Raw genomic sequence first — 14,386 nt, 5'->3', positions numbered from 1 at the left:
GGGCTGCCAGTGATGGCAAGTTGATATACTTTATAGTATGTCGTCAAAGACCGTAGGTGCTCTACTTGTTTAGTAAGGGCTTAAAGAGTTAAATATGTGCCTGCGTAGATGACGTAAGCTAAGTCAGTAATGATTTGGTGCACGTCGTTATAGATTACTCTATTTTTAGAGTGTTTATTTACCGGTGGGTTTTGCACCGAATTAGAGAGGTAGATGCTGTGGCATTAACTTTGGAAGACAAAAAGAAGATTGTCTCTGAGGTCGCTGCGGTGGCTGCAGAAGCTCATTCCGCGGTGGCTGCTGAGTACCGTGGTTTGACTGTTGATGAAATGACTGAGATGCGTGTTAAAGCACGTGAGTCAGGCGTTTATCTGCGTGTTGTTAAGAATAACCTAGCTAAGTTAGCTGTTGCGAATACAGATTTTGCTTGTATGAGTGATAGTTTTTCTGGGCCTTTGGTGTTGGCATTTTCTAAGGAAGATCCAGGTTCTGCTGCGCGTTTAGTTGAAGCTTTTGCAAAAGATCATGACAAGCTGATCGTTAAGTCTTTGGCTGTAGGTGGGGAAGTTTATCCTGCATCTGAGTTGAAGCGATTGTCCAAATTGCCTACACGTGACCAAGCGTTGGCTATTTTGGCTGGTACTCTTAGAGCACCATTGGACAAGTTGGCACGTACTGTTAATGAAGTGCCAGGTAAGCTTGTACGTACTGTTGCCGCTGTGCGCGACAAGAAAGAAGAGACAGCTGCCTAATTTGGGTGGCTTGTTTATTAAACTGTTTATACTGACTTAAAGTTTTAGGAGAAATACAATGGCTCTTTCTAAAGAAGATATTCTAGAAGGCATTGCTGAGTTAAGCGTTATGGAAATCGTTGATTTGATTTCTGCAATGGAAGAGAAATTTGGCGTATCAGCTGCTGCTGCAGTTGCTGCTGCTCCTGCTGGTGGCGAAGCTGCTGGCGAAGCTGCTGCAGAAAAGACTGAATTTGATGTTGTAATGACAGGTTTCGGCGATAACAAAATCGGCGTAATCAAAGTTGTTCGCGGAATCACTGGTCTTGGTCTGAAAGAAGCTAAGGCAATGGTTGAAGGCGTACCTGCAACTGTTAAAGAAGGTGTTGCTAAAGACGACGCTGAAGATACACAGAAGCAACTAATCGAAGCTGGCGCAACTGTCGAGCTTAAGTAAGTTGTAATACCCGAAAGTGGTTTAACTGCTTTCAAGAACGATTGGCTGGTAACTAAATATAGTTGCCGGCCTTTTGTCGCTTTAAAAGTGCTCCCGCCCGTTACTAGTTGAGGAAACACGATGGCTCTGACCTTCACTGATAAGAAACGCATCCGTAAGGATTTTGGTAAACGTCCACAAGTTATGGATATTCCATCCTTACTCGCGATTCAACTAAGCTCGTTTAGACAATTTTTACAGCCAGGTTTGAAGCCTGACGAACGTAAAAATATTGGTCTGCACGGTGCATTTAGTTCAGTATTTCCTATTAATAGTTATTCTGGTTTTGTGCATCTTGAGTATGTAGATTACCGTCTAAGTGAGCCAGTATTTGACGTGCGTGAGTGTCAATTACGTGGATTGACATATGCTGCTTCTCTACGAGTGCTATTGCGCTTGGTTATCTATGATAAGGAAGCACCAAAGAACACACGCGTAGTTAAAGATATAAAAGAACAAGAAGTTTACCTTGGCGAAATGCCTTTAATGACAGATAAAGGAACTTTTGTCATTAACGGTACAGAGCGTGTAATCGTATCTCAGTTGCACCGTTCCCCTGGTGTTTTCTTTGATCATGATAAAGGAAAGACTAATACCTCTGGTAAGATATTACATAACGCTCGCGTTATTCCTTACCGTGGTTCGTGGTTGGATTTTGAATTCGATCCTAAAGACTCTGTATTTGTTCGTATTGATCGTCGTCGTAAATTACCAGCGACAGTATTACTACGAGCATTGGGTATGGAAACTGAAGAGATTCTAGATTTCTTCTTCGATAATGTTTCTGTGACTCTGGCTAAATCAAAGATTCAAATCGCATTGGACCCACAGCGTTTACGTGGTGAGCTTGCGACTTTTGATATCGAAATCAATGGCGAAACTGTTGTTGAAAAAGGTCGTCGTATTACGGCTAAGCACATCCGTACGCTAGAAAAAGCGGATGTGAAGACTTTAGATGTGCCAGATGAATACATGGTATCTAAAGTTCTTGCGAAAAACATTGTAGACAAGTCAACGGGTGAGATGATTGCTCACGCTAATGCTGAAGTTACTGAAGTAGTGCTAGAAGCGCTTCGTGACAACGGTATTAAGAAGTTTGAGATCATTTACTCAAATGAGTTGGATTGTGGTGCGTTCATTTCTAATACGTTAAATGTCGATCAGACTCAAACTCAGCTAGAAGCTCAGGTTGAAATCTATCGCATGATGCGTCCTGGTGAACCACCAACTAAAGAATCTGCTGAAAACCTATTCCATAACTTATTCTTCTCAGAAGAGCGTTATGACTTGTCAGACGTTGGACGTATGAAATTCAATCGTCGTCTTGAGTACACGGAAGAAGTTGGCCCAGCAATTCTATTTGATAAAGGCTATTTGAGCTCTCGCTCAGATGCGATGTCAAAAGAACAAGTTGCAAAGTTTGGTTCTCAGTACGATAAGCTTAAAGCTGACGGTAAAGCGGACTCTGATATCGTTAATGTACTTAAGTGCTTGATCGATATTCGTAATGGTCATGGTGTGGTTGATGATATCGATCATCTTGGTAACAGACGTATCCGTAGTGTTGGTGAGATGGCAGAAAATGCTTTCCGTATCGGTTTGGTTCGAGTTGAGCGTGCTGTTAAAGAACGCTTGACTGTAGCTGAAAGTGAAGGCTTGATGCCTCAAGATATGGTTAACGCAAAACCTGTATCTGCTGCTGTTAAAGAGTTTTTTGGCTCAAGTCAGTTATCTCAGTTCATGGATCAAAATAATCCATTATCTGAAGTGACTCACAAGCGTCGTATTTCAGCATTAGGGCCTGGTGGTCTGACACGTGAGCGAGCTGGTTTTGAAGTTCGTGACGTTCATCCGACACATTATGGTCGTGTATGTCCGATCGAAACACCTGAGGGACCAAACATTGGTTTGATCAACTCATTGGCTGTATTCGCTAAGACAAATGACTATGGTTTCTTAGAGACGCCATATCGTAAAGTTATTGATGGTATTGCTACAGATAAAATTGATTACCTGTCTGCTATCGAAGAATCACGTTTTGTTATCGCTCAGGCAAATGCTGAGTTAGATGAAAAGAACGGGTTTATTAAGGACTTGATTTCTACGCGTTACCAAAATGAATTCACATTGTCAGCATCGGCTGATGTTGAATACATGGATGTATCTCCTAAGCAGATTGTATCTGTTGCTGCGTCACTGATTCCGTTCCTAGAACATGATGATGCTAACCGTGCATTGATGGGCTCAAACATGCAGCGTCAAGCTGTGCCATGTTTGCGTGCTGATACACCGGTTTGTGGAACAGGCATGGAGCGAGTTGTTGCTGTAGATTCTGGTTCGACTGTTTCTGCTCGCCGTGGTGGTGTTGTAGATGCTGTTGACGCTGCGCGTATCGTTGTTCGAGTGAATGATGATGAGGCTCAGGGTGGTGGTGTTGATATCTACAACCTGATCAAGTACACACGTTCTAACCAGAACACATGTTTGAATCAGCGTCCTATCGTTAAAGTGGGTGATGTTATTGCTCGCGGTGATGTTATGGCTGATGGTTCTTCAACAGACTTGGGTGAGTTAGCGCTAGGACAAAACATGAAGATTGCCTTCATGCCTTGGAATGGTTATAACTTTGAGGATTCGATCCTTATCTCTGAGCGTGTTGTTGAAGAAGATCGCTTTACTTCGATTCACATCGAAGAGATTACTTGTTTAGCGCGTGACACTAAGTTGGGGCCTGAAGAAATTACTTCAGATATTCCTAATGTAAGTGAAGGTCTACTGTCGAAGCTAGATGAGTCTGGAATCGTACATGTTGGTGCTGAAGTTAAGCCGGGTGATTTGTTAGTTGGTAAGGTTACGCCTAAGGGTGAGACTCAGCTAACTCCTGAAGAGAAGCTGCTTCGTGCGATCTTTGGTGAGAAGGCGTCTGACGTAAAAGATACTTCTTCACGTGTATCGACGAGTATGTTCGGTACGGTAATCGATGTTCGAGTATTTACTCGTGACGGTGTTGAGAAGGATGAGCGAGCTAAGTCGATCTGTGAAACAGAGTTGGCGAAAGTACGTAATGACCTTCGTGATGAGTTGCGTGTATTTGAAGAAGATCTATTTGATCGTGTTGCAAAGCAGGTATTAAACAAGGTCGCTGATGGCGGGCTTGGTGATATTAAAGCGGGCGGCAAAGTTACTCGAACTTACCTAGATGAGCTAGATCGTAAAGATTGGTTCGCACTACGTATGCGTAACGAAGAAGTAAATGAACAGCTTGAAACGGCGCATCGTTTGCTTCTTGATCAAAAGAAATACTACGAAGAGCGTCTTCAAAAGCAGAAAGAGAAATTGACTGCTGGTGATGACCTTGCACCGGGTGTGTTGAAGATGATTAAAGTATACGTTGCTGTTAAGCGCCGTATGCAGCCTGGTGATAAGATGGCTGGTCGTCACGGAAACAAGGGTGTTGTATCACGTATTGTTCCTGTTGAAGATATGCCGTACATGGCAAATGGTGAGCCAGTAGATATCGTACTGAACCCATTGGGTGTACCGTCACGAATGAATGTTGGTCAGGTTCTAGAGACTCATCTTGGTTGGGCTGCTAAAGGTCTTGGTGACAAGATTGGTCGTATGATCGAAGCTAAGGCTAAGGTAGATGAGCTTCGTGAATTCCTATCTGAGATTTATTCTACAGGTGGTAACCCAAATCAGGGTGCAGGTGATATTGCTGAGATGACTGACATCGAAGTGGTTGAAATGTCAAAGAACTTGCGTCGTGGTGTTCCGATGGCTACTCAGGTATTTGATGGAGCTTCTGAGAAGGAAATCCATGCAATGCTTAAGCTTGCAGATCTTCCGGAGTCTGGTCAGATCGCGCTGCATGATGGTCGTACGGGTGAGGTGTTTGAGCGTGAAGTAACTGTTGGTTACATGCATATGCTTAAGTTGAATCACTTGGTTGATGACAAGATGCATGCACGTTCAACCGGTCCATATAGTCTTGTTACGCAGCAGCCGCTGGGTGGTAAAGCTATGTTTGGTGGTCAGCGATTTGGTGAGATGGAGGTTTGGGCGCTTGAAGCATATGGTGCTGCTCATACCTTGCAGGAAATGCTGACAGTTAAATCGGATGACGTACAGGGTCGTAACCGCATGTACAAAAACATTGTTGATGGCAACCTGCAGATGGAACCGGGTATGCCAGAGTCCTTCAATGTATTGATGAAGGAAATTCGCTCGCTAGGTATTCATATCGAGCTTGAGAGTGACTAAAGTAGTAATTTTGGTGGAGTGTTAATTCACTCCACCAATTTATAGTTACGTAGTAGCAATGTAGACGCAGAATTTAAGGCGATTAATATGAAAGATTTGTTAAATATCTTTAAGCAGCAGACAGAGGCAGAAGAGTTCGATCGTATACGTATCGGTCTAGCTTCACCTCAAATTATCCGCTCTTGGTCGTTCGGTGAAGTTAAGAAGCCGGAAACAATTAACTACAGAACGTTTAAGCCTGAGCGTGACGGTTTGTTCTGTGCAAAGATATTCGGTCCTGTTAAGGATTATGAGTGTCTTTGTGGTAAGTATAAGCGCTTGAAGCACCGTGGTGTTGTGTGTGAAAAGTGTGGTGTTGAAGTAACGCAGACTAAAGTTCGTCGTGACCGTATGGGTCATATCGACCTAGCTTGTCCTGTGGCTCATATCTGGTTCTTGAAATCACTACCTTCACGAATTGGTTTGTTCTTGGATATGACGCTGCGTGATATTGAGCGTGTATTGTACTTTGAGGCATTTGTAGTTGTTGATCCTGGTATGACAACACTTGAGCGCGGTCAGCTTTTAAGTGATGAAGCATACCTTGAAGCAGTAGAAGAATTTGGTGAAGAGTTTGATGCAGCAATGGGAGCTGAGGCAGTACTAGCAATGCTTCGTTCTGTTGATCTAAAAGATGCGATCGCAGAGATGCGTGAAGAAGCTGCTGCAACGAATTCAGAAACAAAACTTAAGCGTATCGGTAAGCGTTTGAAGTTAATGGAAGCATTCCTTGAGTCTGATAACAGTCCTGAGTGGATGATTCTGACGATTCTTCCAGTTCTACCGCCTGATCTTCGTCCTCTAGTGCCACTAGATGGTGGTCGTTTTGCGACATCTGATCTAAATGATTTATATCGTCGTGTTATTAACCGTAACAACCGTTTACGTCGCCTTCTAGATCTTAATGCTCCAGACATCATTGTTCGCAATGAGAAGCGTATGCTTCAAGAGTCTGTTGATGCATTGTTGGATAACGGTCGCCGTGGTCGTGCTATTACTGGTTCTAACAGACGTCCTCTGAAATCTTTGGCTGACATGATCAAAGGTAAGCAGGGTCGTTTCCGTCAAAACTTACTTGGTAAGCGTGTTGATTATTCTGGCCGTTCAGTAATCGTTGTTGGTCCTACGCTTCGCTTGCACCAGTGTGGTCTTCCTAAGAAAATGGCGCTTGAGTTATTCAAGCCATTCATCTTTGGTAAGTTGCAGCGTTTAGGTTTGGCTACAACAGTTAAAGCAGCTAAGAAATTAGTTGAGCGTGAAACATCAGAAGTTTGGGATATTCTTGCGGATATTATTCGCCAGCATCCGGTTATGTTAAACCGTGCACCAACACTTCACCGCTTGGGTATTCAAGCATTCGAGCCAGTACTAATTGAAGGTAAGGCAATTCAGTTGCACCCTCTAGTATGTACAGCATTCAACGCTGACTTCGATGGAGATCAGATGGCGGTACACGTGCCACTGTCGCTTGAAGCTCAGATGGAAGCTCGTGTTCTGATGATGGCTACAAATAATGTTCTGTCGCCAGCTAATGGTGAGCCGATCATTGTACCTTCTCAAGATATCGTACTTGGTTTGTACTATATGAGTCGTGAAAGTGTTAATGCTCAGGGTGAGGGGATGATTTTTGCCTCTACTGATGAAGCATTAAGAGCTTATGAGACAAAGCAAGCGTCTCTTCATGCGCGCGTTAAGGTTCGTATTAAAGATACGTCTCTTAATGAGGCGGGTGAAGTTGAGCATACTAGCCGTATCGTTGATACAACTGTTGGTCGTGCAATTCTACAGGTTGTTTTACCTGAAGGTATGCCGTTTGACTTGCTGAATCGTGTATTGAAGAAGAAGTCGATCTCTACTTTGATCAACGAAGCGTACCGTATGGTTGGTCTTAAGAAGACAGTAATATTTGCCGATCAGTTGATGTATACAGGTTATCGTTATGCAACTAAAGCAGGTATGTCATTCTGTGCTAACGATATGGAAATTCCAGCGGAAAAGGCTGATATTCTAGCGCGTGCAGAAAGCGATGTTAAAGAGATTCAGGATCAGTATTCATCGGGTCTTGTGACGCAAGGTGAGCGTTACAATAAAGTTGTTGATATTTGGGCTCGTACCAATGATCAAGTCGCTAAGGCGATGATGGATAACTTGGGTAAAGAGACTGTTATTAATGCTAAAGGCGAAGAGGAAGAGCAAGACTCTTTCAACTCGGTTTACATGATGGCTGACTCTGGAGCTCGTGGTTCTGCAGCTCAGATTAGACAGTTGGCAGGTATGCGTGGTCTGATGGCGAAGCCGGATGGCTCTATCATCGAGACGCCGATCACTTCAAACTTCCGTGAAGGACTAAACGTACTTCAGTACTTTATCTCTACTCACGGAGCTCGTAAGGGTCTTGCTGATACGGCACTAAAGACAGCTAACTCAGGTTACCTAACGCGTCGTCTAGTTGATGTTTCTCAGGATATGGTTGTTACAAGTGATGACTGTGGTACTGAGGGTGGCTTGATGATGAAGCCAATTATCGACGGTGGTGATGTTGTAGAGCCATTGAGTTCTCGTGTTCTTGGTCGTGTAACTGCTATTGATGTGGTTAATGCTAAAGATGAAGTAGTTATTCCTGCAAATACATTGTTAGATGAAAGCTGGACTAATCGTCTTGAGCCACTTGGAGTGGATGAGGTGATTGTACGTTCTGCAATTACTTGTGAAGCTGTTCATGGTGTGTGTGCTCAGTGTTATGGTCGTGACTTAGGTCGTGGTCATAAAGTAAGTATGGGTGAGGCTGTTGGTGTAGTAGCTGCGCAATCAATCGGTGAGCCAGGAACACAGCTTACTATGCGTACGTTCCACATCGGTGGTGCTGCAAGTCGTTCTGCTGCTGAAAGTAATATTACGGTTAAGTCGACGGGTAAAATTCGACTAACTAACGTGAAGACAGTTATCAATAAAGACAATAACTTAGTGGCGGTATCTCGTTCCGGTGAGTTAAGTGTTGAAGATGATAACGGTCGTGAGCGTGAGCGATATAAAGTTGTCTATGGTGCGGTAATTACCGTTGCTGAAGGTGATGAGGTTATTCGTGGTCAGATTGTTGCAAACTGGGATCCGCATACTCATCCAATCGTTTCGGAAGTAACGGGTCAGCTAGACTTCGTTGATTTCCTTGATGGTGCGACAATTAATACACAGATTGATGAAATGACAGGTCTGAGCTCTACTGTTATTACAGACCCTGCAAGTCGTGGTGCTGGTGCTAAAGATATGAACCCTATGGTTCGTCTATTGGATAGTAATGGTGAGAGTATGTTCTTTGAGAATACTCGAATTCCTGTTCAGTATCCGTTAGCAGGTGGTGCAATCATTAGTTTGTCAAACGGTGTAATGGTAAATGTCGGTGATGTTATCGCTCGTTTGCCGCAGGAGTCTTCTAAGACTCGTGATATTACCGGTGGTCTACCTCGTGTTGCTGACTTGTTCGAAGCGCGTAGACCTAAGAACGCAGCTATCCTTGCTGAGATATCAGGTACGGTATCTTGGGGTAAGGAGACTAAGGGTAAGAAGCGTTTGGTTCTTACTGCTGATGACGGTGAGGTTTATGAGGTTCTAATACCTAAATGGCGTAACCTTGATGTATTTGAAGGTGCTAAAGTAGAGAAGGGTGAAATGATTGCTGGTGGTGAGCCAAGTTCTCATGACATCATTCGTTTGTTAGGCCCTGCACGTCTTGCTGAGTACTTAGTTAAAGAGATTCAAGAGGTTTACCGTCTACAGGGTGTAAAGATCAACGATAAGCATATCGAGATTATTTCACGTCAGATGATGCGTAAGGTACTTATCACAGCTTCTGGAGATAGTGACTTCCTGAAGGGTGAGCAAGTAGATTACAAAGCTGTTAAAGCAGTTAATGAGGCTCTAGAGGCAGAAGGTAAGTTACCAGTTGTCTTCGATCGCTTGTTGTTAGGTATTACGAAGGCGTCACTCGTGACAGACTCGTTTATCTCGGCTGCTTCGTTCCAGGAAACAACACGTGTATTGACTGAGGCGGCTGTTAAAGGTGCTGCAGATCCTCTACGTGGTTTGAAAGAAAATGTTATTGTAGGTCGCTTGATTCCTGCAGGTACGGGTCTAAAGCATCACATAAAACGTAAGGCGGCTGGAAAGTCTGGTTTGTCTGCGAATCTTGGTTTAGGTTCAATTCCAGCTCCTTCTGTACAGCCAATATTTGACGTAGAAAATGCGTCAAATGCTGATCCAGTAGAGATCGAGATTGCACCAATTGAGATAAAAGAATAATCCAGTAGGTTAGTAGCTTACTGATATTGATAGTTTAGGTAGCGCGCGAGGAGAAATTCTCTAACTATTCTATGCTTCGAGCTTGACACAGAAGAGCTTGGAGCATAGAATTTCGCGCCTTCAATGGGCTTAATAAGAGTCTATTGTATTTGTGGGAGCTTTGCTGTTGAAACAAAGTTCCTTGGAAATTAGGAGAAGTTTTTTCAATGGCAACGATTAACCAGTTGGTTCGCAAGCCACGTGCTCGCAAGCAGGAAAAAAGTAATGTTCCTGCACTAGAGGCGTGTCCTCAGAAGCGTGGTGTTTGCACTCGTGTATATACCACAACCCCTAAAAAGCCTAACTCGGCTCTCCGTAAAGTTGCGCGTGTTCGCCTAACTAACGGATTTGAAGTGAGTAGTTACATCGGTGGTGAAGGTCACAACCTACAAGAGCATTCGGTTGTTCTTATTCGTGGTGGTCGTGTTAAAGATTTACCTGGTGTGCGATATCATGTTGTACGCGGTAGCTTGGATACACAGGGTGTTCAAAGCCGTAAGCAAGGTCGTTCTAAGTACGGCGCAAAGCGTCCGAAGAGCTAATTGAAATAACGAATCGTAAGTGAGATAGAGCATGCCTAGAAGAAGAGAAGTCCCCAAGCGTATTATCCTTCCAGATCCAAAGTTCGGAAGTGAGTTGCTTGCAAAGTTTGTAAATACCATCATGAAAGATGGTAAAAAGTCTATTGCTGAAAGTGTTGTTTATGGCGCTTTAGAAGCTATTGCTGCTAAGAAAGGCACTGAAGGTGTTCAGGTTCTTGAGGAAGCGTTGGATAATGTACGTCCTTCGGTCGAGGTTAAGTCTCGCCGTGTTGGTGGTGCTACATACCAAGTTCCTGTTGAAGTTCGTTCATCACGCCAAAACGCGCTTGGTATGCGTTGGTTGGTTGATGCTGCGCGTAAGCGTGGTGAGAAGTCAATGGCTCTTAAGTTGGCTGGTGAGTTGATGGATGCATCTGAGAAGCGCGGTAGTGCAGTTAAGAAGCGTGAAGATACGCATCGTATGGCTGAAGCGAATAAAGCGTTCGCCCATTTCCGCTGGTAAGCTGAAAGTAGTTTAAAAGGAAATAACATCGTGTCCAGAGAGACTTCAGTCGAGCGTTACCGCAATGTCGGGATAATGGCGCATATCGATGCGGGTAAGACAACAACAACAGAGCGTGTTTTGTTTTACACAGGTGTGTCGCATAGGATTGGAGAAGTACACGATGGTGCTGCCACTATGGATTGGATGGAGCAGGAGCAGGAAAGAGGGATAACAATTACCTCTGCTGCTACTACTTGTTTCTGGTCTGGAATGGATAAGCAGTTTGAGCAGCACAGAATTAACATTATTGACACGCCGGGGCACGTTGACTTCACTATTGAAGTTGAGCGGTCCTTGCGTGTTCTTGATGGTGCTGTTGCAGTCTTTTGTGCTGTAGGGGGTGTTGAGCCTCAGTCAGAGACAGTCTGGCGTCAAGCAAATAAATATAATGTTCCACGGGTCGCGTTTATTAATAAAATGGACCGTGCTGGAGCTGACTTTCTACGTGTCGTAGAGCAAATCCAAGAACGCCTTGGGGCAACTACAGTGCCTTTGCAGCTTCCTATTGGTGCAGAAGAAGCATTCGAAGGTGTGGTTGATTTGATTCGAATGAAAGCCCTGCGTTGGAATGCGTCTGATAAAGGTCTTACTTACCAAGAAAGTGAAATCCCTGACGACTTGCAGGCTCTTGCTGAAAAGTGGCGAGAGAATTTGATTGAGTCTGCGGCAGAGAGTTCTGATGATCTGATGGAGTTATATCTTGATGATGGTGAGTTATCGAATGATCAGATTGTCGAAGGTGTAAGAAAGCGCACAATTGCCGGAGAAATAGTTCCGACCTTGTGTGGTTCTGCGTTTAAAAATAAAGGTGTTCAAGCGGTTCTTGATGCTGTTGTTCAATATTTACCTTCACCTGCGGATGTTCCAGCTATTGAGGGTTTTGATGAAGGTGGCGAATTGAGTGGCTTGGTTAGGCAGGCAAGTGATGATGAGCCTTTTGCTGCGCTTGCTTTTAAAATAGCAAATGATGCCTTTGTGGGTAGCTTGTGCTTCTTTCGTGTTTACTCTGGTGTTTTAAAGTCTGGTAGCGTTATTTTTAATCCTCGTAAAGGTAAGCGCGAGCGCGTCGGTAGGATTTTACAGATGCACTCAAACTCACGAGAGGAGGTTAAGGAAGTCCGTGCTGGCGATATAGCGGCGGCGGTTGGCCTTAAAGAAGTTATAACAGGTGACACTCTGTGTGATCTTGATAGTGTTATTACTCTTGAGTTGATGGAGTTTCCTGAGCCGGTTATCGCAGTTGCGGTAGAGCCTAAGACTTCAGGTGATCAAGATAAGATGGATGTTGCATTAACTAAGCTTGCACAAGAAGATCCATCTTTCCGTGTTCGGACAGATGAGGATAGTGGTCAAACTATAATTTCTGGAATGGGTGAGTTGCACCTGGATATTATTGTTGATCGGATGAAGCGAGAGTTTGGTGTAAGCGCTAATGTGGGTGATCCGCAGGTGTCCTACCGGGAATGTATTCGTAAATCTGTAGAAGCGGAAGGTAAGTTTATTAGAGAGGCAGGTCCTAAGAATCAATATGGACATGTTTTTCTGCGCCTTGAGCCTCTTGTCGAGGGTTCGGGTTATCAATTCGAAAATATTATGCCTGCTGGTGTTATTCCTGCGGCATTTATCCCGTCCATTGATCAAGGTGCTCAAGAGCAGCTTGAAAATGGCGTGTTGGCAGGGTATCCCTGTGTAGATATTAAAGTTACTTTGTATGATGGGTCGTTTCATGATGTTGATTCGACAGAGGTGTCATTCAAGGTGGCTAGTTCAATGGCAATTAGAGAGGGTGTCCTTGCGGCAGATCCTGTGCTACTAGAGCCAATGATGAAGGTTGAGGTGGTAACGCCTGAAGAAAGTATGGGTGATGTCATGGGTGATCTTAATAGGCGCCGTGGTGTTGTTCAGGGTATGGATGACTCTCCAGCAGGGAAGGTTGTACGTGCTGAGGTTCCGTTGAGTGAAATGTTTGGTTATGCGACGGGGCTTAGGTCTGCAACGCAAGGTCGGGCTAGTTATTCGATGGAGTTTGCTCATTACGCTGAGGCTTCTAAAAATGTAGCTAATGCGGTAATGAATAAAGGTTATTGATTGGCAGTAAGTGTGTCGATTATATGTGTGGTCATCCTTATAAGGGGTGAATGTAGGTTTAGGTAGAGTTATATAGTGCCTATTTTAGCTCGTTTACTGAGGTATCGTTTTAGATATGTTTAGTATTGCGAGATTTTGGTCGTGCCATTGGGTACGAGCGTTCGTTGAAGCCAAGTTTTAGAGTAATAGTTATGTCTAATCAAAGAATCCGTATTCGCTTGAAAGCATTTGATCACAAGTTGATTGATCGTTCTGCAAGTGAGATTGTTGAAACTGCAAAAAGAACAGGTGCTCGAGTTAAGGGTCCAATCCCTTTGCCTACTCGTAAAGAGCGTTTCACTGTTTTGACTTCACCACACGTAAACAAAGATGCTCGTGACCAGTATGAAATTCGTACTCATAAGCGTTTGATGGATATTGTTGATCCAACAGAAAGAACAGTTGATGCATTGATGAAGTTAGATCTTGCTGCTGGTGTTGATGTTCAGATCAAACTGAATTAATTGTTTTAAGGCTGGTGTTAACGTCATAAGGTTCGTGGTGATATTGGTTTTTTATCAGTGTTACAGAAATATGAATTTTATTGTATATTAATGCCCGGTCTTCTGGCATAATTCGTCGCTTTATTGGCTCGACCCTTGGTCGGGCCAGTTTTTTCCTACAAAATTAAGTTAGGAAATGGCTCTTTTTTAGAGTGATTTTTTAAGAGAGGTGCCGTATGGCAATCAGTCTGCTGGGTCTAAAAGTTGGAATGACTCGAGTATTTAATGAAGATGGATCTGCTATTCCGGTAACAGTTCTAGAAGTAACGCCTAATCGCGTATCACAAGTGAAAACAGTTGAGACTGATGGCTATAACGCTGTTCAGTTGATTCGTGGTACAAAAAAGGCGTCTCGTGTCACTAAGGCTCTTGCTGGTCACTACGCTAAAGCGGGTGTTGAAGCAGGTGCTGCATGTCGCGAAATTCGTATTGACCCAGCTAATTATGAGTTGGGTTCAAGTGTCGAAGTAGATGTATTTGAAGCAGGTCAGAACGTTGATGTTGCTGGTGTTACTAAGGGTAAAGGTTTTGCTGGTGTTCTGAAGCGTTGGAACTTTGCTGGTAAAGATGCAACTCATGGTAACTCGGTCAATCATCGTACACCTGGTTCTATTGGTCAGTGTCAAACTCCTGGTCGCGTTTTCAAAGGTAAGAAAATGGCGGGTCACATGGGTTCGGTAAGTCACACTACTCATAATCTTGAGATTATTCGTGTTGATGCTGAAAGAAATCTGCTGTTGGTTAAAGGCGCGGTACCTGGAGCTAAAGGCTCTACTATCCTTGTCAAGCCGGCTATTAAAGGTTAA

General features: G+C 43.8%; 9 protein-coding genes. All 9 read left to right on the top strand.

Annotation, left to right across the window (positions count from 1 at the left end; genetic code table 11):
- Positions 1 to 218 precede the first annotated feature (218 nt).
- On the top strand, positions 219 to 752 hold the full coding sequence (gene rplJ, locus DKT75_RS16715; RefSeq protein WP_109824893.1) for a 50S ribosomal protein L10: 534 nt from the start codon (positions 219 to 221) through the stop codon (positions 750 to 752).
- Between the two features lie 58 nt (positions 753 to 810).
- Positions 811 to 1,188, top strand: coding sequence for a 50S ribosomal protein L7/L12 (gene rplL / locus DKT75_RS16710; protein WP_109824891.1), 378 nt, complete (start codon positions 811 to 813; stop codon positions 1,186 to 1,188).
- Between the two features lie 120 nt (positions 1,189 to 1,308).
- Entirely contained in the window at positions 1,309 to 5,490 is a 4,182-nt protein-coding gene (gene rpoB / locus DKT75_RS16705) for a DNA-directed RNA polymerase subunit beta (RefSeq protein ID WP_109824889.1), read from the top strand.
- Between the two features lie 87 nt (positions 5,491 to 5,577).
- Positions 5,578 to 9,825 carry a DNA-directed RNA polymerase subunit beta' gene (gene rpoC, locus DKT75_RS16700; protein WP_109824887.1) on the top strand — a complete coding sequence of 1,416 codons (4,248 nt, stop codon included), beginning with the start codon at positions 5,578 to 5,580 and terminating at the stop codon, positions 9,823 to 9,825.
- Positions 9,826 to 10,031: 206 nt separating this feature from the next.
- Positions 10,032 to 10,406 (top strand): 30S ribosomal protein S12, encoded by a 375-nt coding sequence (gene rpsL, locus DKT75_RS16695; protein WP_109824885.1) that lies wholly within the window; start codon positions 10,032 to 10,034, stop codon positions 10,404 to 10,406.
- A 31-nt stretch (positions 10,407 to 10,437) separates the two neighbouring features.
- Positions 10,438 to 10,908, top strand: coding sequence for a 30S ribosomal protein S7 (rpsG, locus tag DKT75_RS16690; RefSeq protein ID WP_109824883.1), 471 nt, complete (start codon positions 10,438 to 10,440; stop codon positions 10,906 to 10,908).
- Between the two features lie 30 nt (positions 10,909 to 10,938).
- Positions 10,939 to 13,038, top strand: coding sequence for an elongation factor G (fusA, locus tag DKT75_RS16685; RefSeq protein ID WP_109824881.1), 2,100 nt, complete (start codon positions 10,939 to 10,941; stop codon positions 13,036 to 13,038).
- A 185-nt stretch (positions 13,039 to 13,223) separates the two neighbouring features.
- Positions 13,224 to 13,541 carry a 30S ribosomal protein S10 gene (gene rpsJ / locus DKT75_RS16680; RefSeq protein WP_425451405.1) on the top strand — a complete coding sequence of 106 codons (318 nt, stop codon included), beginning with the start codon at positions 13,224 to 13,226 and terminating at the stop codon, positions 13,539 to 13,541.
- 215 nt (positions 13,542 to 13,756) lie between these two features.
- Positions 13,757 to 14,386, top strand: coding sequence for a 50S ribosomal protein L3 (gene rplC, locus DKT75_RS16675; protein WP_109824877.1), 630 nt, complete (start codon positions 13,757 to 13,759; stop codon positions 14,384 to 14,386).

Origin of the sequence: Leucothrix arctica (genome assembly GCF_003172895.1) — a bacterium.
GTDB classification, from domain to species: Bacteria; Pseudomonadota; Gammaproteobacteria; order Thiotrichales; family Thiotrichaceae; genus Leucothrix; species Leucothrix arctica.
The sequence above is the reverse complement of the archived record's forward strand: the minus strand, read 5'-3'. Positions and strand labels throughout refer to the sequence as shown.

Excerpts from the sequence above, each read along its gene's own strand:
- rplL (WP_109824891.1), top strand. The coding sequence starts at position 811 with ATGGCTCTTTCTAAAGAAGATATTCTAGAAGGCATTGCTGAGTTAAGC.
- rpoB (WP_109824889.1), top strand. The coding sequence starts at position 1,309 with ATGGCTCTGACCTTCACTGATAAGAAACGCATCCGTAAGGATTTTGGT.
- rpoC (WP_109824887.1), top strand. The coding sequence starts at position 5,578 with ATGAAAGATTTGTTAAATATCTTTAAGCAGCAGACAGAGGCAGAAGAG.
- rpsL (WP_109824885.1), top strand. The coding sequence starts at position 10,032 with ATGGCAACGATTAACCAGTTGGTTCGCAAGCCACGTGCTCGCAAGCAG.
- rpsG (WP_109824883.1), top strand. The coding sequence starts at position 10,438 with ATGCCTAGAAGAAGAGAAGTCCCCAAGCGTATTATCCTTCCAGATCCA.
- rplC (WP_109824877.1), top strand. The coding sequence starts at position 13,757 with ATGGCAATCAGTCTGCTGGGTCTAAAAGTTGGAATGACTCGAGTATTT.